Genomic DNA, 18,641 nt, shown 5'->3' on the forward strand with positions numbered 1-18,641 from the left:
TCTGGAAAAAACCAGCGTACCGGCTGTTATTTCGCGCGCGCTGTCACCATGACGCCTTGCCGCTCATCGCAATATTGAAAATTCCAGCGATCTGAAACTTCTTATAGTTGCAAATCTGTCCCGATTAACGCATTCTGATTTCGCATTTCCTTCCCGGATGGAGATCATCATGCGGGCATTGGCAAAACGATTGAGCTTTGCATGCGCTTATTTTCTTGCCACCGCTGGATTTGCTGCGGATTGCAGTCTTCCGCTGGCTTTCAATCATAAGACAAGGGACGATGTGACGCCGGTCTATGGCGACCAGACTGCGATCGCCTTCAAGGCACCGATGGCGGTCAACACGGACGGAGCGCCAACGTCTTATCACCCGGATGATCCCGCGGGCGGCAAGGGGTTGGCGATCAACACGATCTGCAATGGTGCGAATGCAAAGCTGCCGGACGGGACAGTTTTGGACTGGCGGAAATGCTCCCAGCTTATTGCGGCCTTCAACCAGGCCAAAGATCACTGGACTGAGCCCGGCAAACCGAAGATCGAATTTTATGCAGTTGCAACGAAGGCCAGCGGCGTGCCTTGCACCATTTCCTCGGGCCCGCATGCCGGCTATTTCGTTTCGACGACAGCGCTTGCAGCAGATCCGAGCAAGGACCGTTGTGATCCCGCGCACTGGCTGGATGCCCTCACCGTACCCTTCATCATCTATCCCGGCGCTGAAAACTTCACGAAGCGTGGCGTGGGCGTCGGTGATCTCGCGGCTCTTTACAATCCGACGAACGATACGGTGGTCTATGCGATCGTGGGCGACAGAGGCCCCCGCCTGGGTTTGTCGGAAGGATCGATTGCCGTGGCGAAAGCGCTCCTCAAGCGGAGCGACGACCCCAAGTCCCGCCGGGACACCTATGGTTATGCCGTTCGCAATGCAGGGGTCGTCATTCTTCCAAAAGCCGCGATGAAGCCACCCTATACCGCCGAGCGCATCAGGATCGCCGGAGAGGCGGCGCTGGCTGCCTGGGGCGGAACGGAGCGCCTGAAGGCCTGCACGAACCGCTGACACCCTCAGGCCAGGACAGGAACCTCGTCCAAAAGCCCCTGCACGAAGGGAACGAGGCCGGGACGGCGGATGCGGCGGATGCGCTCGGCGGCGACGATCGCCTTGACCGATGCGAAGGCGCGGTCGAGATCCTCGTTGACGACGATATAGTCGTATTCCTTCCAGTGCTGGATCTCGGCGCGGGAATTGGCCAGCCGCGTGGCGATCACCTCGGCCGTATCCTCGGCGCGCCGGTGCAGGCGTGACTGCAGCTCCGCCATGGTCGGCGGCAGGATGAAGATCGAGACGATGTCGTCGGGCATCTTCTGCTGCAGCTGCTGGGCGCCCTGCCAGTCGATGTCGAACAGCATGTCGCGTCCCTCGGCCATCGCCTGTTCCACCGGCTCGCGCGGGGTGCCGTAGAAATTGCCGTGGACCTCGGCCCATTCGAGCAGCGCGTCGGTCTGGCGCAGCCCCTCGAACTCGCGGATCGTCTTGAAGAAATAGTGCCGGCCCTCGATCTCGCTCGGGCGGCGCTGGCGCGTGGTGACGCTCACCGAGATGCTCATCTCGGGATCATCCTCCAGGAGATTGCGCGCGATGGTCGACTTGCCGGCGCCGGAGGGCGAGGAAATCACCAGCATCAGCCCGCGGCGCGGGATCTGGACCTTGGGCGTCGAGGAAGGGGCGGCAGGGCTCATGGCTACTCCAGATTCTGAACTTGCTCGCGGAACTGGTCGATGACGACCTTCAGTTCCACGCCGGCGGCGGTGACGGCGGCCGAGGAGGATTTCGAGCAGATGGTATTCGCTTCCCGGTTAAATTCCTGGCAAAGGAAGTCCAGCTTGCGCCCGACCGGGCCACCGGCCGCAAGAAGCCCGCGCGCGGCCGCCACATGGGCCGTGAGACGGTCGAGCTCCTCGCGAATGTCGGCCTTGGCCGCCAGTAGCGCCACTTCGGCATGCAGACGATCGCCGTCCAGCGTAGCGGCATGGTCGCTCAGAAGGGCAAGCTGCTGCATCAGCCGGGCGGAGATGCCGGCGACGGAGCGGGAGGGGTCGACCTCGATCGTTTCGACGAGCGTGCCGATGCGGTCGAGCTGGCTGGAGAGCACCGCCAGAAGTGCGGCGCCCTCGCTTTCGCGCATGGCCGTCAGCGCGCCCAGCGCATGGGCGAAGCCGTCAAGCACGGCGAGATCGCGCGTCGCGCGCTCTTCTTCGCTGTCCTGCCGCTCGCGAAACTCGACGACACCGCGCAGACCGAGAATCGTGTCGAGCCGCAGGGGTGCGGGATCGATGAGATCGCCGAGCTCGGCGCGCAGCCGCTCGATCGCCGCGAGCGCCTCGCGGTTGATCACAGGCTCGACGCCCGGCTCCAGCGCAGCGAGCGTCAGACCGATCTGCAGATTGCCGCGCGAGAGCACCTCGCCCGCCATGCGGCGGATGTCACCTTCCAGGTGCTCGGCGCCGCCGGGCAGCCGCAGGCGCAGATCCAGCCCCTTGCCATTGACCGAGCGCATTTCCCAGGCCCAGCGAAAGCGGCCGCTGGTGCCTTCGCTGCGGGCAAAGCCTGTCATGGATTGTAGCGCCATGTCGTCTCCTCATGCTGTCAGGCGGGCTGCGTCGGTCTTCGGCGCGGCAGAGATCGGGCGGCAAGGACCGCGCCCCGGGGGTTAGCAAGGGGGCGTCGCATCCGCCGCCGGAACATGGGGAGTGCAAAAGGCCGCGCCCCTGTCCGTCCGCTCAGCGCATGGCCAGCCTGGCTTTCCGGCATGCTCTTACTCCACAGCGGCGTTCGCCGAAAGAGGAAGCGGAGAGGGATGCACACCACAAGCGGCCTTCAGCTGATGACGGCCGCCGACGCGCCGCGAGGGAGCGAGGCCGGGAGGGAGCACTGGCGCCCCTCCCCGCCTATGTCGCAGGCGCCGCTCACTGCGCGGGAACGGTGCCTTCCGGCTTGGCATCGGCCGGCAGGTTGCGCTGGGCCTCCAGCTTGCGCCAGCGCCGGACATTGGCATTGTGCTCGTCCAGCGTGGCGGCGAAGACATGGCCGCCCGATCCGTCGGCCACGAAATAGAGGTCCTTCGTGCGCGAGGGATTGGCGACGGCTTCAAGCGCCGCACGGCCGGGATTGGCGATCGGCGTCGGCGGCAGGCCCTTGATCAGATAGGTGTTGTAAGGCGTGTTCTTGTCCAGGTCGGATTTGAGGATCGGCCGGTCGGCCGGCTTTCCGGCGCCGCCGAAAATGCCATAGATGATCGTGGGATCCGACTGCAGCCGCATGCCCTTTTCCAGCCGGTTGAGGAAGACGGAGGCGACGCGCGAGCGCTCGTCGGCAATGCCGGTTTCCTTTTCGACGATCGAGGCGAGCACGACGAAATCCTCGCGCGACTTGATCGGCAGGCTCGGGTCGCGCTTGGCCCAGATCTGCTCGACCAGCGTCGCCTGCGCGGCGCGCGCCTGGGCGATGATCTCTGCGCGCTTGGTGCCGCGGGAGAACTTGTAGGTGTCGGGCCGCAGCGAGCCTTCCGGCGGCAATTCGCGCGGCAGGTCGCCTTCGAGCACAGGATCGGCCGACAGACGGTCGAACATCTGCCGCACGGTCAGCCCTTCGGGCAGCGAGGTCGAGTAGAGGATCGACTTGCCCGACTTCAGAAGCTCCATCACCTCCTGCATCGAGGCGCCCGCCTTGATCTCATATTCGCCGGCCTTCAGCGTTTCCTTGTCGAGATAGGCCTCGGACATGAAGCGGAAGACGCGGGCGTCGGAGACGATGCTGTTGCGCTCGAGACTGTTGGCGATCTGCACGATGCTGGCGCCGTTGGGCACGATGAAATTGGTGTTGGCCTGCAGCGGACCGCGCGCCTCATAGCTCGACATCGCATAATAAAGCGCGCCAGCCGCCGCGATCGTGACGAAAACGATGACGGTCATCAGGAAGTTGAGGAAGATGACCAGCTGGCTCTTGGCGTTCTTCGAGCGGCGGGGCGGCTGCGGCACCTTTTCCGGGCGCAAGGCCTCGGTCGGCGATTTCGGCACGATCGGCCCCTGGCTCGTCCCGGTCTCCCGGCTTGCCGGGGCGGCGCTGGTCTCGTTCACGTCGCTCACTGATATCCTGACCCTGGAGTTCGCATCCTTCCTTGAGCCGCGCCCCGATGCGAACTCCAACTGTCCGGGACGACGGCGGTGTGGCCGGCAAGCAGCCGCCGGCCGCCTCACAGAGGCGCATTCGGCGCCATGAACGCGCACAAGGGCGCTTCGGCTTTAGCTTTTCACCCTGCCCTGCGGGCCGGCATCGGCTTCAGCCGCGCCGGGCAAAAGACAGCCCGTTGCCAGCAAGCGTCACCACCCCTGGCCGAGCTTGATCCGAGCAATGCGGCAAAAGCAGGATGCCGGCGGGAGCATTCACATTTCGATGCCCATTTGCAACAGTGTTTTACAAATCGTTGATGACGAAACCCGCTGCCGGCAGAAAATGCCTGAGAATCGGAGCGAAAATCATCCCCAGTCTCATGCTCCAAATCTCTGTTTTCGCGTCGGATTTTTCCGAAAATCGGTTCCCGCTTCCGGACCGATGCTCCCCACGCCAAAAACAAAAAGGGCCGCGACAGCAAGCGTGGCGGCCCGATCCTCTTTCGATGTGGCGGTGTCAGCCTTCGTAACGGCGCAGGACCAGCGAGGCATTGGTGCCGCCAAAGCCGAAGGAATTCGACAAAGCGACATTGACTTCGCGCTTGCGGGCCTGATGCGGAATCAGGTCGATCGCCGTCTCGACATCGGGATTGTCGAGATTGAGCGTCGGCGGGGCAACATTGTCGCGAATCGCCAGGACGGAGAAGATCGCCTCGACGGCGCCAGCCGCGCCCAGAAGATGGCCGATGGCGGACTTGGTCGAGGACATGGAGATCTTCGAGGCGGCATCGCCGACCAGACGCTCCACCGCGCCAAGCTCGATCGTGTCGGCCATAGTCGAGGTGCCGTGCGCATTGATGTAATCGATGTCGGACGGCGCAAGGCCTGCTCGTTTCAGCGCCATCGCCATGCAGCGATAGGCGCCATCCCCGTCCTCGGAAGGCGCGGTAATGTGGAAGGCATCACCCGACAGACCATAGCCGACCACTTCGGCATAGATCTTGGCGCCGCGCGCCTTGGCATGCTCGAGCTCCTCCAGCACGACGATGCCGGAGCCCTCGCCCATGACGAAGCCGTCGCGGTCGCGGTCATAGGGGCGCGAGGCCTTCTGCGGATCATCGTTGTGCTGCGTCGACAAGGCCTTGCAGGCAGCAAAGCCGGCGAGCGAGATACGGCAGATCGGCGATTCGGCGCCGCCGGCCACCATGACATCGGCATCGCCGAGCATGATCAGCCGCGCCGCGTCGCCGATGGCATGGGCGCCGGTCGAGCAGGCGGTGACCACGGAGTGGTTCGGACCGCGCAGCTTGTTGCGGATCGACACATGGCCCGAGACGAGATTGATCAGGCGGCCGGGAATGAAAAAGGGAGAGATGCGGCGCGGACCCTTGTCGCGCAGCGTGTAACCGGCATCGACAATGCCTTCGAGGCCGCCAATGCCCGAACCGATCAGAACGCCGGTGGCGATCTGGTCCTCGTCGGTCTTGGGATGCCAGCCGGCATCGGCCAGCGCCATGTCGGCGGCGGCCACACCGTAGAGAATGAAGGGATCAACCTTGCGCTGTTCTTTCGGCTCCATCCAGTCGTCGGCATTGAACGAGCCGTCCGAGCCGTCGCCGAAGGGAATGCGGCAGGCAATCTTGGCCGGAAGATCCTCGACTTCGAATTCCGTCACCTTGCGTGCGGCATTGCCGCCAGCCAGCAAGCGGGACCAGGACACCTCGGTGCCGCAACCCAGGGGAGACACCATACCGGTCCCGGTGATGACGACGCGTCTCATTCTTCGCGATCCACCTTCATAACATATCAAGATCGGAAGCCGAAAAGCCGGTGCTCAAGCGAGAGGGCCGGACCGCTGGCCGTTCGCCTGCAGGACGATCCCCGCAAAGCTTGGCCCTGAGAACAGCGACACTTGCGCGCGCACCAGAACAGGTTCGGCTTGAAGCGGCCTTCCATCCCCTGCCGTAGCACGGAATGGCGGGAGCCCTGCAGAGGAGAAGGCGGAGCGCACTGTCCCCGCCTTCATCGATCAGGAGACAAAGGAAGGCGGCCTGTTAGGCCTGGGCCTTCTCGATGAACTTGACGGCGTCGCCGACGGTCAGGATCGAGTCAGCGGCATCATCGGGGATTTCAACGCCGAACTCTTCTTCAAAAGCCATGACGAGTTCGACCGTGTCGAGCGAGTCCGCGCCGAGATCATCGATGAAGCTGGCACCTTCGGTGACCTTTTCAGCATCGACGCCAAGATGATCAACAACAATTTTCTTCACGCGTTCTGCAATATCGCTCATGTCGGATTTCCTCGACCTTTGTTTCTCTCGTCGGCGATCGGAGATCACCGCAAGTCTGTTAACGCCCAAAGGACCGGGATGGTCCCCAAGACAATCGTTCCACGCGGAAGAGCGGCAAAAACGCAACTGCCGAAGCGGCGTAAACTTCACATCTTCCTTCGGCTACCCAAGGCAACCACGGCCCGCTTAACACGGTTTAACTGCGGCGCAAAGCCGGAAAATCAACGTTTGGAGCTTGCTCAACATTGAATTTGCGCAGTTTCTCAGAGACGCGCCATGCCCTGCATGCGGCAGGGCATGGCGGCGTCTATCAGATCATCGCCATGCCGCCATTCACATGCAGCGTCTGGCCAGTGACATAGCCGGCCTCGTCAGAGGCGAGATAGACGGCGGCGGCGGCGATATCGCCGCCCTTGCCCATGCGCTTCATCGGGATGGCGCCCAGGATCGCTTCCTTCTGCTTGTCGTTGAGCTTGCCGGTCATGGCGCTCTCGATGAAGCCGGGGGCGATGCAGTTGACGGTGACGTTGCGCGTGGCGATTTCCTGGGCGAGCGACTTGGAAAAGCCGATCATGCCGGCCTTGGAGGCGCAATAATTGGCCTGGCCGGGATTGCCCGTGACGCCGACGACCGAGGTGATGTTGATGATGCGGCCATGGCGGCGGCGCATCATCGGATGGGTCAGCTCGCGCGTCAGCCGGAAGACGGCGGTGAGATTGACCTCGAGGACCGCATCCCAGTCCGCATCGCTCATGCGCACAAACAGTCCGTCCTTGGTGATGCCGGCATTGTTGACGAGGATATCCACGCCGCCGAGCTCGCTCTCGGCCTTTTCGCCCAGCGCCTTGACCGCATCGCGGTTCGACAGGTCGGCCGGAAAAATATGGACGCGTTCGCCGAGCTCGGCGGCCAGCGCCTCGAGCTTTTCCTGGCGCGTGCCATGCAGGCCGACAGTGGCGCCGAGCTGGTGATAGGCGCGGGCAATCTCTTCGCCGAGGCCGCCGGTCGCGCCGGTGACGAGGGCCTTGCGGCCGGTCAGGTCAAACATGGTCTTGTTCCTTCACGCAGTCAGGCTGTTGAGCGCCGCCTCGATCTCGGCGGGCGAGGAAAGGGTCTTAGGCGCAAGCGTCTTGTCGATGCGCTTGGCCAGACCGGTCAGCACCTTGCCGGCGCCGACTTCATAAAGCTCGGTCACGCCGTTGGCGGCGAGCCAGGCGACACTCTCGCGCCAGCGCACCTGGCCGGTCACCTGCTCGACCAGGAGGTCGACGATCGCGTCGGCGCTCGTCACGGGCGCGGCGCGGACATTGGCGATCAGCGGCACCACCGGATCATGGCGCTCGACCTCGGCCAGCGCGGCGCGCATGGCGTCAGCGGCCGGCGCCATCAGCGCGGAGTGGAAGGGCGCGGAGACGGGCAGCAGGAGGGCGCGCTTGGCGCCGCGCTCGGAGGCAAGCGCTGCAGCCTTCTCGATGGCCGGCTTGGCGCCGGAGATGACGATCTGCCCGCCGCCATTGTCATTGGCGATCTGGCAGGGGCCCTCGGCCGACGCCTCGGCGCAGATCTCGGCAAGCGCCGCATCCTCAAGGCCGATCACGGCAGCCATGGCGCCGGTGCCGACCGGCACGGCGGCCTGCATGGCATTGCCGCGAATGCGCAACAGGCGGGCGGTATCGGCCAGCGAGAAGGTGCCGGCGGCACACAGCGCCGAATATTCACCGAGCGAATGGCCGGCGACATAGGCAACGCGGTCGGAGAGATCGAAGCCCTGCGCGGCGAGCACGCGGATGATGGCCATGGACACGGCCATCAGTGCCGGCTGGGCATTGGCGGTCAGCGTCAGCTGATCTTCCGGGCCGTTCCAGATGATGTCGGAGAGCTTTTCCCCCAGCGCGTCGTCCACTTCCTCGAACACGGCGCGCGCCTCGGGAAAGGCCTCCGCCAGCTCGCGACCCATGCCGACAGACTGGCTGCCCTGGCCGGGAAAGGTGAATGCAAGTGCCATTGGCGTGTCTCCCTGGTTTTTCCTGTCAATTCACATGCGCGGCCCGAGAGTCAAGGGGAGAGCGTCTCGGGCACGCGCCGGAGCGGCATGCGGGCGCGCTGTTGACCGCCTGATCTTCTGCCCGCGCCCTGCATGAGGAATGCGCTTGTCGGCGAATATCGGAAAGCCGTCTTGTGCTGCGCACAAACCGGCCTAAATTCTGGCGGCCTGAATTCGGCCCGCCTCTCCCAGGGTCACTGCCCGCCCGTCCCAAAACCGGAATCCCGCCTCATGAAAACCCACCGACTTGGCCGCACCGATCTGGTCGTCTCCGAAATCTGCCTCGGCACCATGACCTGGGGCACGCAGAACACGCCGCAGGAAGCCTTCCGCCAGATGGATTACGCGCTGGAGCGCGGCGTCAACTTCTTCGACACGGCCGAACTCTACCCCACCACGCCGCCCGGCCCGGAAACCTATGGCGACACGGAAAGCATCATCGGCGACTGGCTGTCCACACGCCGGCGCGAGGACATCATCCTGGCCACGAAGGTGGCAGGCCCGGGCCGCGACTATATCCGCGACAATGCGCCGATCAGCCCGGCCTCGATCAATGCCGCGCTGGAAGAAAGCCTGAAGCGGCTGAAGACAGACTATGTCGATCTCTACCAGCTGCACTGGCCCAATCGCATGCATTATCATTTCCGCCGCGCCTGGACCTACGACCCCTTCGCCGATCCCGGCGCCGCGCGGGCCCGCGACGAGATGCTGGAAAATCTGGAGGCGCTCGACGCCCATGTGAAGGCCGGCCGCATTCGCGCCGTCGGCCTGTCCAATGACACGGTCTGGGGCACGCAGACCATGCTGACCCTGGCCGAGCGCCACGACCTGCCGCGCATCGCCACGGTGCAGAATGAGTACAACCTGCTCTATCGCCCCTTCGACCTCGACTTCGCCGAGCTGTCGCGCCATGAAGATGTCGGCCTCTTGGCCTATTCGCCGCTCGCGGCCGGCCTGCTCACGGGCAAATATCTCGATGGCGCCGTGCCCGAGGGCAGCCGCCTGTCGATCAATGGCGATCTCGGCGGGCGCTACACTCCGCGCCAGGAGCCGGCGGTGCGCTCCTATGTCGAACTTGCCCGCAAGCATGGCATCGATCCGGCCACGCTCGCCATCGCCTTCTGCCTGACGCGCCCCTTCATGACCTCGGCCATCATCGGCGCGACGACGATGGAGCATCTGTCCAAGGCGATCGATGCCGCCGACATCACACTCTCGGACGATGTGCTGGCCGGGATCGCCGCCATTCACCGCGACTATCCGATGCCGATCTAACAGTCTGTCCAATAATCGCCGTTGGCAGCCTGCAAATGGCAATTCTTGAACAGAGTGTGAGGCAGAGAAGCAGGCATCAGCGCCGGAAATCGAAGAGCCCGGCACGGATGAATGACAGACCTCGCGGAACAGAAAGCCCGCGAGGTCTTGCTTTTTCTCAAAAGGCGCGTATAAGCCGCGCTGTTCGAAACACCCGGTCTTCTGGCTGGTGGCTGAACGGAGGGCCGATGGGCGCCGGGATCTTTCCCCGACACCGTCGACAGGGACCAGAAGGTCCGAGCCTCCCGTGTCTCCGCTCTCGACCGTCTCGATACCAACTTCTTTCTTGCCGGCTCACGCAGCCCTTAAGAACAGTCGTTGAGGCTTAGCCGCCGAAACCGGGTGTGATCAAAGCAAGAAAGGCAAGCCTCAATGGCTCTTTATGAACACGTGTTCCTGGCCCGCCAGGACATTTCCGCACAGCAGGTCGATGCCCTCGTCGAGCAGTACAAGGGTGTGATCGAAGCCAATGGCGGCAAGGTCGGCCGGGTCGAGAACTGGGGCCTCAAGTCCCTGACCTACCGCATCAAGAAGAACCGCAAGGCGCATTACGTGCTCATGGACATCGACGCTCCGGCGCCGGCCGTTCATGAAGTCGAGCGCCAGATGCGCATCAGCGAAGACGTCCTGCGCTACATGACGATCGCCGTCGAGAAGCACGAGGAAGGCGCCTCTGCCATGATGCAGAAGCGCGACCGTGACGACCGTCCGCGCCGCGATGGCGACCGTCCGGAGCGCAGCTTCGGCGACCGTCCTCGTCGTGACAACCGCGATGGTGACCGCGAAGACCGTCCGCGCCGTCCGCGCGAAGACCGCGCATAAAGGAGTTTAGTGATTATGGCTGACGTTTCCTCCGCTCCGGCACGCCGTCCGTTCCACCGCCGTCGCAAGACCTGCCCCTTCTCGGGCGCCAATGCGCCGCGGATCGACTACAAGGACATCCGCCTCCTGCAGCGCTACATTTCCGAGCGCGGCAAGATCGTTCCGTCCCGCATCACGGCCGTTTCCCAGAAGAAGCAGCGCGAACTCGCCCAGGCGATCAAGCGCGCCCGCTTCCTCGGCCTGCTGCCCTACGTCGTTTCGTAAAGCATGATCCGGTCCGGGCGGCGCTTTGGCGCTGCCCGGATCCTCCCCTTCCGCGTTGGGCGCGGATCGGAACCCTCAAGGCCGCCGGCAAGTCCACTCGGCCTGAAATCCCATGTTGGGGATAGCGATCCCCTAACTGCAAGACGCAGGACAGCGACCCCGTGACGAACCTCAACCGGACATCCGTTCTGGTCGGCCTTCTGGCCGGCGTGACCGCAGCGTTTCTGTCGCTGGGCGCCAGTTCGCCGTCGGCATTCGCGATCGTGCTCTATGCCGCGTCCGCCCTGCCCGTGCTGATCGCCGGTCTTGGCTGGGGCAATGCCGCAGCCATTCTGTCCGTGCTGACCGCTGCCGCAATCGGCGCCATCGCCGTCTCGCCGCTCTTCTCGCTGCTCATCCTGGCCGTGACGCTGGTGCCGGCCGCCTGGCTCAGCCATCTCGCCAATCTCGGCCGCCCGGCCGAGGAGATCGGCGGTCCCGCCGGCGCGCTCGCCTGGTATCCGTTGTCTGATATTCTCACCCAGCTCGCCATTCTCGTCACGCTGGGCATGATCGTCGTCGGCATGGTGATCGGCTATGACGGCGCGGCGTCCGACCGCATGATCGACATGCTGATCGACACGCTGAAGGAGAGCGATCCGCTCTATGCCCCGGAGCCCGACGCGCTGGCGCAGATGAAGGCGCTGTTCGCGCTGGTGCTGCCGCTGGTGCAGGGCGCGATCTGGGTGTTGATGCTGTTTGCCGCCTATTATTTCGCCAGCCGCGTCGTCCAGACCTCGGGCCGCAACCTGCGCCCGCGTGAGGACATGCCCTCGGCGCTGCGCATGAACCGCTATGCGATCTTCATCTTCCTGGCCGGTCTGGCCATGACCTTCCTCGGCGGCATGGCGGCGATCATCGGCGCCCTGCTCTGCGGCACCTTCGGCGCGGGCTTCGTGCTGTCGGGCTTCGCCGCCTTCCATTTCCGCACGTGCGGCAAGTCCTGGCGGCTGCCGGCGCTGTTCTTCGCCTATCTCTCGGTGCTGCTGTTCACGGTGCCGCTGATCTTCTTCCTCGTTTCCGGCCTGGTCGATACACGGCGCGCCATCGCGCTTTCGCCCGCCGGCTCCCCTTCCAAAGAAACCGACTGATCGAAAGGATAGACCCATGCAAGTCATTCTGCTGGAACGCGTGGCCAAGCTTGGCCAGATGGGCGAAACCGTCAAGGTTCGCGACGGCTTTGCCCGCAACTTCCTCCTGCCCACCGGCAAGGCCCTGCGCGCCAACGCCGCCAACAAGGCCCGCTTCGAAGCCGAGCGCGCCACGCTGGAAGCCCGCAACCTGGAGCGCAAGAGCGAAGCCCAGGCCGTTGCCGAACAGCTTGATGGCAAGAGCTTCATCATCGTTCGCTCGGCCGGCGAAACCGGCCAGCTCTACGGTTCGGTCGCTGCCCGTGACATCGCCGAGATCGTCGGTGCCGAAGGCTTCACCATCGGCCGCAACCAGGTCGACCTGAACCAGCCGATCAAGTCGATCGGCCTGCACGAAGTCGTCGTGCATCTGCATTCGGAAGTCGAAGTCAAGGTAACGATCAACGTCGCCCGCTCCGCCGACGAAGCCGAGCGCCAGGCCCAGGGCGAAAGCCTCACCTCGGCCGACGCCATCTACGGCGTGGACGAAGACGCGCTGCGTCCGGAAGACTTCTTCAACCCCGAAGCCGAATTCGACGGCGACGAGGAATAATCAGGATGGGGCGGAATGGCTTTATTGCTACCGCCCCGATCCTTTATCAGCGCCTGACCGGCCCGGCCCCATCGGAAACGATGGCCGGGCCGTTTTCGTTGGCCTCGGCGAAAGCCGGGTCGGGGGTGGCGGCCTTGTCCACGCGCACGACGACGGAGAGGCCGGGCGCCAACCGGTCGGCCTGCGCCTGGCCGGGCTCGATGGCGATGCGCACGCCGACGCGCTGGGCCACCTTGGTGAAATTGCCCGTGGCATTGTCAGGCCGGATCACGGCGAATTCCGAGCCGGCTGCCGGCGAGAATCGCTCGATATGGCCTGACAGGACCCGGCCCTTCAGCGCATCGACGCTGAAGGTGACGGGCTGGCCGATGCGCATGCCGTCGAGCTGGGTCTCCTTGAAATTGGCGATCACCCAGAGATCGCGCGGCACGACGGCCATCAACTGCGTGCCTGTCGTGACATATTGGCCGAGGCGCACGCCGACCTCGCTGACGCGGCCATCGCCGGGCGCGGTGACACGGGTATTGTCGAGATCGATGCGGGCAAGCTCCACGCTGGCCTTGGCGCCCTCCACCGCTGCTTCCAGCGAGCCGCGATTGACGATGATGGTGGCAAGATTCTGCCTGGCGACCTCGACGGCGGCGCCGGCCTGCGCAGTGGCGGCGCGGGCCTGCTGCAGCGTCGCCTCGGCCTGCTCCACCTCGCTGGTGGCGGCAATCGAGCGGGCATTGAGCTGCTCGGCCCGCTGCGAAGCGAGTTCCGCACGCCGCTCGGCCGCCTGCGCGCCGGAGACCTGCGCCTCGGCCGAGGTGATGCTGGCGCGGGCGGAGGCTTCCTGCTGGCGCGAATTGGCCAGCGCCGCCTCCTGCCCCTGCAGCGTCGCCTGCGCCTGTGCCAGCTTCTGCCGGTAGATCCGGTCGTCGATGCGGGCGAGCACCTCGCCCTTGCGCACGAGCTGGTAGTCATGCACCGGCACCTCCACGACATAGCCGCTGACCTGCGGGCTCATCATGGTGACATAGCCACGCACATAGGCGTTGTCGGTGGTCTCCACCGAGGTGACGAAGGGAGGCAGGCGCCAGGCATAGAGCACCAGCAGAATGCCGGCGATGCCGGCGACGAGGGTCAGAAGGGTGACAGGCGAACGAAACAGCTTGGACATGACACAGACTTGAAGGTTGCAGGGGGCACGGGCGGCGGAGCCGGGCGAGGGTTCGGCATGACATGAAGGCAGTGAAAGCGGATGGCCGAGGCCGTCAGGCGGAGGACGGCGCCGCAGCCAGCGCGGATGGTGGCGCGCGCCGCGCCTTCAGCGCGCGGAACGCCATATGGGCGATGAGCACCACCAGCGAGACCAGGCAGACGACGAAGATCACGAAGAAGGTGTCGTTATAGGCCAGCACATAAGCCTCGCGCGTCGCCTGCTGGCCGAGGAGCTGCAGCCCTTCGGCCTTCAGGATCGCGGGATCGCCGATCACCTTGCCATAGGTCGCCGAGAGCTGGGAGACGCGGTTGGCCACCAGCGGATTGGACAGGACGAGATGTTCCACCAGGTGGTTGGAGTGAAACTTCTCGCGGATGGTGACGAAGGAGCCGAGCGCGGCCGAGGCCATCAGGCTGCCGATGCTCTGGGTGAACAGGAAGATGATGATGAAGTTGACCAGGAAGGGTGCACCGCGGGCAAAGGCGGCCGTCATGCCGCGCGACATGGCCGGCGGCAGGAACATGGCCGCCCCGGCCGAGATCAGCGCCTGGCTCAGATACATCTGCTCCGGCCGTGTCAGCGCGGTCGACTGACTATCGAGAAAGGCGCCGGCGCCGATCAGGACGAGCGCGATCAGATGGGCGATATCGGCATGGCGCGTGGTCATCAGCGCGGCGCAGGCAAGGCCGCCGATGACGGACCCCACCATGACCAGCGCATAGAGCGTCATGGTCTGATCGTTGAGCAGGCCGATCTGCTGTAGGAGGCCGGAGGCCGTCGTGCTCTGCTCGGAGGAGACCGTGCGGAACACGATCAGCACGGCGGCCAGCATCATGTTCTGCCGGCTGAACACCCAGCGCAGATCGAGAAAGGGCGAGGCGCGGTTGAGTTCGATCACGCCGAACAGGGTCAGACAGCCGATAGAGACGGCGAGCGTCACCCCGAGCCAGGGGGCTTCCAGCCACCAGTAGAAGCGGCCGAGCGCCAGCACGACGGCGAGGCAGCCCAGCCCGGTCGCCAGGATGAAATAGCTCAGCACATCCAGCGGCTGGATGACCTTCACGCGCGGCGGCGGCGTCATCGGCAGGAGATAGATGAACGGCAGCGCGATCAGCGCCAGGCCCATTTCCAGCGTGTAGAGCGCATGGAACCCGCCGAGATCCATCAGATGCGGCGAGATCACCCGGGCGAGCGGGGCCGACAGCAGCGTGTTCATCAAAGCAAGGCTGAGGCCCAGCGTCAGCTTGCGCTGCGGCGCGAAGGGCTCGAGCATGAAGAGAATGCCGATGGTCGACAGGGGTGCTGCGGCACAGCCGGAGATGAAGCGCACCACCAGCGCCGAATGATAGTCCGAGACGAAGAGATTGGCGGCCGAGGCCACCACGAAACAGAGAATGCCGAGCTCGGCGAAGCGGCGCAGGCCGAACTGCGAGCGGATCTTGAACAGCGCGACCGAAAAGGACGCATAGGGCGCCATATAGACGGCCTGCAGCCAGGCGAGTTCCGTGGTGGTGGCCGAAAAGGAACCCTGCAGCTGGTAGATATTGGCCGTGAGCAGGTTCATGCCCAGGCCCTGCGTCAGGAACATCAAGAGCGAGGCGAAGACATAGATGGCCGCCCTGCGCGGCGGCACCAGCAGGAACGCGCTCCAGGCTTGCGGAACCTCAGCTGCCTGCGACGCAGTCACCGGCACGGCGTTGCCCGGAGAGGACGTAGCAGACGCCTCGGAGGAATTGGGGGCAGGCAAGACGTTCATTTGCTCGCCTCCAGGGCAGCTTCTTCCAGGATCCTCGCCTTCATCGGCTCTACCCCGGTCGCACGCGCTTCCATGGCGCCGAGATTGTCCGCCATGCGGCCGATGAGGTTGAGAGCCTGCCGCTGCTCGGCCGGACCAAGGCCGTGGAGCACCTGGGCGCGGACCTCGCGCGCCAGTTCCTCCACCTCCTCGGCCACCGCGCGGCCATGCGCCGTTAGATAGACGCGCTTGGTGCGCCGGTCGGCTTCATCCGCCCGCCGCTCGATCAATCCCTGTCCTTCCAGCCCGTCCAGAAGCCGCACCACAGTCGGCGTTTCAACGTCGAGCGCGTCGGCAAGTTCCCGCTGCGACGGGCCGTCCTGCAGGAAGAGGATGAAGAGGGTGCGGGCGCGCGACAGCGTCAACCCGCGGGCGCGGGCGCGGGCATCGAAGGCCGAGCGCAGCTTGCGATTGACGAGGGAGAGCGCGTCAAACAGCGCGCGGTCGAGCATCTTCTGGGTCATGACTCAAAATCATTAGGCTACTAATCATATGAGCAACATTTATAAGCTTTACTGACGATTTCAAGCCCTGATTTCTGGTCGACTCATGCGCCGTCCGCAGGGCCGCCGCGATGCCGACGCAGGGCGGCTGGAGCATCTGACAGGGGAGCGCGAAGCTTCTGTCGGAAAAACGCCAGGACAAAAGCCTGAATTGACGGCACCGGACGGGAAACCGCTTTCGCCCGCGCCCGCAAGACGAGCCGTGACAGAGAGGACGGCAGAAAGAGCGTGAACCTCCCCGGCGATTCGGCTATGAAGAGGTCAAGAGGCAGGACGGGACCCACGCGCTTTCCCACACAGGATGCGCGATCGCCCTGTGGAGAGCGGTCATGACCGGCAAAGGGCCCATTCGGGCTTTGACCGGGCTGCCGTCCCGCCGCTACCCTTTTTCGATGCCGAAACGGGACCGCGCGACCAGGCGACCTTCGATGGGTCGCGGGGCGCAGGGTTGCCGTTTCCGCCGGCGCGAGCCGGCAGACGATGATGTCGCGACATTCCCATGGTTCCCGCGCGGGACCTGGGCCGATGTAGCCGCCTTGCGAGGAGGATCAAGACCGTGAACGAAGCAACCCGCCGCCTGCAGGCGGTCGCCAAGGAGCAGGCCTCGCCGATGCACCGCGAGGCGCCCAACAATATCGAGGCCGAACAGGCCCTGCTCGGCGCCATCCTCGTCAACAACGATGCCTATTACCGCGTCTCGGACTTCCTGAAGCCGGTCCATCTCTACGAGCCGCTGCACCGCAAGATTTTCGAGGTCGCCGGCGACATCATCCGCATGGGCAAGATCGCCAATCCCGTGACGATCAAGACCTTCCTCAAGGACGAGAAGGTCGGCGAACTGACCATCTCGGAATATATGGCGCGGCTAGCAGGCGGCGCGGTGTCGATCATCAATGCCGAGGATTACGGAAGGGCGATCTATGATCTCGCTCTTCGCCGCTCGCTGATCACCATCGGCGAGGACATGGTCAACATCGCCTATGACGCGCCGCTGGACATGCCGCCGCAGAGCCAGATCGAGGATGCCGAACGGCGCCTGTTCGAACTGGCCGAGACCGGCCGCTACGATGGCGGCTTCCAGTCCTTCAACGATGCGGTGGCGCTCGCCATCGACATGGCCGGCGCCGCCTTCGAGCGCGACGGCCATCTCTCCGGCATCTCCACCGGCATCATGTCGCTCGACAGCAAGATGGGCGGCCTGCAGCGCTCGGACTTGATCATCCTGGCCGGCCGACCCGGCATGGGCAAGACCTCGCTCGCCACCAACATCGCCTACAACATCGCCGCATCCTATGAGCCCGAGGTGCAGCCCGACGGCTCCTACAAGGCGCGCAATGGCGGCGTCGTCGGCTTCTACTCGCTGGAAATGTCGTCGGAACAGCTCGCCACCCGTATCATTTCCGAGCAGACGGAAGTCTCCTCCTCCAAGATCCGCCGCGGCGACATTTCCGAGGCCGATTTCGAGAAGCTGGTGGCCTGCGCCCAGATGATGCAGAAGGTGCCGCTTTATATCGACCAGACCGGCGGCATCTCCATCGCCCAGCTGTCCGCCCGCGCCCGAAGGCTGAAGCGCCAGCGCGGTCTCGACGTGCTGGTGGTCGACTACGTCCAGCTGATGACCGGCTCGGGCAAGTCCAACGAGAACCGCGTGCAGGAAATCACCCAGATCACGACCGGCCTGAAGGCGCTCGGCAAGGAGCTGAACGTGCCGATCATCGCACTCTCCCAGCTGTCGCGCGCGGTGGAAAGCCGCGAGGACAAGCGGCCGCAGCTCTCGGACCTGCGTGAATCCGGCTCGATCGAGCAGGACGCCGACGTCGTGCTCTTCGTGTTCCGCGAGGAATATTACGTGAAGAACATGGAGCCGCGCGACGAGTTCGACCCGAAATACGAGGAGTGGAAGATGCAGATGGAGAAGGTCAAGGGCACGGCCGACGTCATCATCGCCAAGCAGCGTCACGGGCCGACCGGCACGGTGAAGCTCGCCTTCCAGTCGGAATTCACCCGCTTCGCCGACCTCGCCGACCCCTCCTTCACCCAGTACGAGGAGCACTGATGCCGAATTAAGGGCCGCCACGCCGGCGGCCCCGACGTCACTTGGCCCCGATGTCACGCGGGCGTTAACCAATCCGCCTAAGCTTTGCCCTAACAATCAACAGGGGCGATTCGGATGGACAGGCTGTAGAACAAGGCTTCGCTCGATGCGGTTCAGGCCTATGTCGCCCACATGGAGGTCGAGCGCGGCTTTTCGCGGCAGACCGCGCTTGAAAAATGCCTGCTGCTCGGCGAGGAACTGGGCGAGCTGTTCAAGGCCGTGCGCCGGCAGACCGGCATGCCGATCGAAGGGGGCGCCGCAGCCTTGGCGGTGGCCGACGAACTGGCCGACATGCTGATCTATCTCTGCGCCATCGCCAACCGTCACGGCATCTCCCTGGAAGAAGCCCTGCGCGCCAACGAGGCCCGCAACGCCACGCGCGAATGGCGACCGGCGGTCTCGGCGTGAGATCCAACCCCACCC

At 64.6% G+C, this 18,641-nt stretch carries 19 protein-coding genes; 9 read left to right on the forward strand and 10 right to left on the reverse strand.

Going from position 1 to position 18,641, the window contains the following annotated elements; genetic code table 11:
- The first annotated feature begins 157 nt into the window (after positions 1–157).
- Positions 158–1,054 carry a hypothetical protein gene (locus tag BJF92_RS08875; protein ID WP_143523979.1) on the forward strand — a complete coding sequence of 299 codons (897 nt, stop codon included), beginning with the start codon at positions 158–160 and terminating at the stop codon, positions 1,052–1,054.
- A gap of 5 nt (positions 1,055–1,059) precedes the next feature.
- On the opposite strand, the gene gmk is transcribed toward BJF92_RS08875, so the two are convergent.
- The 3 genes from gmk to mltG form a co-directional block, all read right to left on the reverse strand.
- Positions 1,060–1,734, reverse strand: coding sequence for a guanylate kinase (gene gmk / locus BJF92_RS08880; RefSeq protein WP_075634403.1), 675 nt, complete (start codon positions 1,732–1,734; stop codon positions 1,060–1,062).
- A gap of 2 nt (positions 1,735–1,736) precedes the next feature.
- Positions 1,737–2,624 carry a YicC/YloC family endoribonuclease gene (locus tag BJF92_RS08885; protein WP_075634404.1) on the reverse strand — a complete coding sequence of 296 codons (888 nt, stop codon included), beginning with the start codon at positions 2,622–2,624 and terminating at the stop codon, positions 1,737–1,739.
- 337 nt (positions 2,625–2,961) lie between these two features.
- Complete coding sequence (gene mltG, locus BJF92_RS08890; RefSeq protein WP_075634405.1) at positions 2,962–4,140, reverse strand: endolytic transglycosylase MltG; 1,179 nt, start codon at positions 4,138–4,140, stop codon at positions 2,962–2,964.
- Positions 4,141–4,269: 129 nt separating this feature from the next.
- Between mltG and BJF92_RS25110 the strand changes: the two genes are divergently transcribed.
- Entirely contained in the window at positions 4,270–4,482 is a 213-nt protein-coding gene (locus tag BJF92_RS25110; protein WP_143523980.1) for a hypothetical protein, read from the forward strand.
- Between the two features lie 199 nt (positions 4,483–4,681).
- On the opposite strand, the gene fabF is transcribed toward BJF92_RS25110, so the two are convergent.
- From fabF to fabD, 4 genes are all read right to left on the reverse strand, one after another.
- On the reverse strand, positions 4,682–5,944 hold the full coding sequence (gene fabF / locus BJF92_RS08895) for a beta-ketoacyl-ACP synthase II (RefSeq protein ID WP_075634406.1): 1,263 nt from the start codon (positions 5,942–5,944) through the stop codon (positions 4,682–4,684).
- Between the two features lie 274 nt (positions 5,945–6,218).
- A complete protein-coding gene (locus BJF92_RS08900) occupies positions 6,219–6,455 on the reverse strand; it encodes an acyl carrier protein (RefSeq protein WP_075628971.1) in 237 nt (78 codons plus the stop codon).
- Positions 6,456–6,765: 310 nt separating this feature from the next.
- The gene (gene fabG, locus BJF92_RS08905) at positions 6,766–7,503 is read right to left on the reverse strand and encodes a 3-oxoacyl-[acyl-carrier-protein] reductase (RefSeq protein ID WP_075634407.1); all 738 of its coding nucleotides are present in this window, start codon (positions 7,501–7,503) and stop codon (positions 6,766–6,768) included.
- 12 nt (positions 7,504–7,515) lie between these two features.
- Positions 7,516–8,460 (reverse strand): ACP S-malonyltransferase, encoded by a 945-nt coding sequence (gene fabD / locus BJF92_RS08910; RefSeq protein WP_075634408.1) that lies wholly within the window; start codon positions 8,458–8,460, stop codon positions 7,516–7,518.
- 270 nt (positions 8,461–8,730) lie between these two features.
- On the opposite strand from fabD, the gene BJF92_RS08915 reads away from it, so the two are divergent.
- From BJF92_RS08915 to rplI, 5 genes are all read left to right on the forward strand, one after another.
- Entirely contained in the window at positions 8,731–9,774 is a 1,044-nt protein-coding gene (locus BJF92_RS08915) for an aldo/keto reductase (protein WP_075634409.1), read from the forward strand.
- A 411-nt stretch (positions 9,775–10,185) separates the two neighbouring features.
- Positions 10,186–10,635: a 30S ribosomal protein S6 gene (gene rpsF, locus BJF92_RS08920; RefSeq protein WP_075634410.1), complete on the forward strand. Its 450-nt coding sequence runs from the start codon at positions 10,186–10,188 to the stop codon at positions 10,633–10,635.
- A gap of 15 nt (positions 10,636–10,650) precedes the next feature.
- Positions 10,651–10,899 carry a 30S ribosomal protein S18 gene (gene rpsR / locus BJF92_RS08925; protein ID WP_075634411.1) on the forward strand — a complete coding sequence of 83 codons (249 nt, stop codon included), beginning with the start codon at positions 10,651–10,653 and terminating at the stop codon, positions 10,897–10,899.
- 161 nt (positions 10,900–11,060) lie between these two features.
- On the forward strand, positions 11,061–12,029 hold the full coding sequence (locus BJF92_RS08930; RefSeq protein ID WP_075634412.1) for a DUF2232 domain-containing protein: 969 nt from the start codon (positions 11,061–11,063) through the stop codon (positions 12,027–12,029).
- Between the two features lie 16 nt (positions 12,030–12,045).
- Positions 12,046–12,621 (forward strand): 50S ribosomal protein L9, encoded by a 576-nt coding sequence (gene rplI, locus BJF92_RS08935; RefSeq protein WP_075634413.1) that lies wholly within the window; start codon positions 12,046–12,048, stop codon positions 12,619–12,621.
- A 46-nt stretch (positions 12,622–12,667) separates the two neighbouring features.
- Here the strand turns inward: rplI and BJF92_RS08940 are convergent, their stop codons facing one another.
- The 3 genes from BJF92_RS08940 to BJF92_RS08950 form a co-directional block, all read right to left on the reverse strand.
- Positions 12,668–13,783: an HlyD family secretion protein gene (locus BJF92_RS08940; RefSeq protein ID WP_075634414.1), complete on the reverse strand. Its 1,116-nt coding sequence runs from the start codon at positions 13,781–13,783 to the stop codon at positions 12,668–12,670.
- Between the two features lie 94 nt (positions 13,784–13,877).
- The gene (locus tag BJF92_RS08945) at positions 13,878–15,581 is read right to left on the reverse strand and encodes an MFS transporter (RefSeq protein ID WP_075634415.1); all 1,704 of its coding nucleotides are present in this window, start codon (positions 15,579–15,581) and stop codon (positions 13,878–13,880) included.
- A complete protein-coding gene (locus BJF92_RS08950; RefSeq protein WP_075634416.1) occupies positions 15,578–16,084 on the reverse strand; it encodes a MarR family winged helix-turn-helix transcriptional regulator in 507 nt (168 codons plus the stop codon). Before BJF92_RS08950 ends, BJF92_RS08945 begins: the two co-directional genes overlap by 4 nt.
- A gap of 595 nt (positions 16,085–16,679) precedes the next feature.
- Between BJF92_RS08950 and BJF92_RS08955 the strand changes: the two genes are divergently transcribed.
- Both BJF92_RS08955 and BJF92_RS08960 read left to right on the forward strand, forming a co-directional pair.
- Entirely contained in the window at positions 16,680–18,179 is a 1,500-nt protein-coding gene (locus BJF92_RS08955) for a replicative DNA helicase (protein WP_075634417.1), read from the forward strand.
- Positions 18,180–18,350: 171 nt separating this feature from the next.
- Positions 18,351–18,626, forward strand: a complete 276-nt coding sequence (locus tag BJF92_RS08960) for a MazG nucleotide pyrophosphohydrolase domain-containing protein (RefSeq protein ID WP_143523981.1) — start codon at positions 18,351–18,353, stop codon at positions 18,624–18,626.
- Positions 18,627–18,641 lie beyond the last annotated feature (15 nt).

Origin of the sequence: Xaviernesmea rhizosphaerae (assembly GCF_001938945.1) — a bacterium.
Lineage (GTDB): Bacteria > Pseudomonadota > Alphaproteobacteria > Rhizobiales > Rhizobiaceae > Xaviernesmea > Xaviernesmea rhizosphaerae.

What these genes read in the sequence shown, in the direction of transcription:
- BJF92_RS25110 (WP_143523980.1), top strand. Translation starts at nt 4,270, where the DNA reads ATGAACGCGCACAAGGGCGCTTCGGCTTTAGCTTTTCACCCTGCCCTG.
- BJF92_RS08950 (WP_075634416.1), bottom strand. Translation starts at nt 16,084, where the DNA reads ATGACCCAGAAGATGCTCGACCGCGCGCTGTTTGACGCGCTCTCCCTC.
- rpsR (WP_075634411.1), top strand. Translation starts at nt 10,651, where the DNA reads ATGGCTGACGTTTCCTCCGCTCCGGCACGCCGTCCGTTCCACCGCCGT.
- BJF92_RS08900 (WP_075628971.1), bottom strand. Translation starts at nt 6,455, where the DNA reads ATGAGCGATATTGCAGAACGCGTGAAGAAAATTGTTGTTGATCATCTT.
- BJF92_RS08875 (WP_143523979.1), top strand. Translation starts at nt 158, where the DNA reads ATGGAGATCATCATGCGGGCATTGGCAAAACGATTGAGCTTTGCATGC.
- rplI (WP_075634413.1), top strand. Translation starts at nt 12,046, where the DNA reads ATGCAAGTCATTCTGCTGGAACGCGTGGCCAAGCTTGGCCAGATGGGC.
- BJF92_RS08945 (WP_075634415.1), bottom strand. Translation starts at nt 15,581, where the DNA reads ATGAACGTCTTGCCTGCCCCCAATTCCTCCGAGGCGTCTGCTACGTCC.
- fabD (WP_075634408.1), bottom strand. Translation starts at nt 8,460, where the DNA reads ATGGCACTTGCATTCACCTTTCCCGGCCAGGGCAGCCAGTCTGTCGGC.
- BJF92_RS08940 (WP_075634414.1), bottom strand. Translation starts at nt 13,783, where the DNA reads ATGTCCAAGCTGTTTCGTTCGCCTGTCACCCTTCTGACCCTCGTCGCC.
- fabG (WP_075634407.1), bottom strand. Translation starts at nt 7,503, where the DNA reads ATGTTTGACCTGACCGGCCGCAAGGCCCTCGTCACCGGCGCGACCGGC.
- fabF (WP_075634406.1), bottom strand. Translation starts at nt 5,944, where the DNA reads ATGAGACGCGTCGTCATCACCGGGACCGGTATGGTGTCTCCCCTGGGT.
- rpsF (WP_075634410.1), top strand. Translation starts at nt 10,186, where the DNA reads ATGGCTCTTTATGAACACGTGTTCCTGGCCCGCCAGGACATTTCCGCA.
- BJF92_RS08885 (WP_075634404.1), bottom strand. Translation starts at nt 2,624, where the DNA reads ATGGCGCTACAATCCATGACAGGCTTTGCCCGCAGCGAAGGCACCAGC.
- BJF92_RS08960 (WP_143523981.1), top strand. Translation starts at nt 18,351, where the DNA reads ATGGAGGTCGAGCGCGGCTTTTCGCGGCAGACCGCGCTTGAAAAATGC.
- gmk (WP_075634403.1), bottom strand. Translation starts at nt 1,734, where the DNA reads ATGAGCCCTGCCGCCCCTTCCTCGACGCCCAAGGTCCAGATCCCGCGC.
- BJF92_RS08915 (WP_075634409.1), top strand. Translation starts at nt 8,731, where the DNA reads ATGAAAACCCACCGACTTGGCCGCACCGATCTGGTCGTCTCCGAAATC.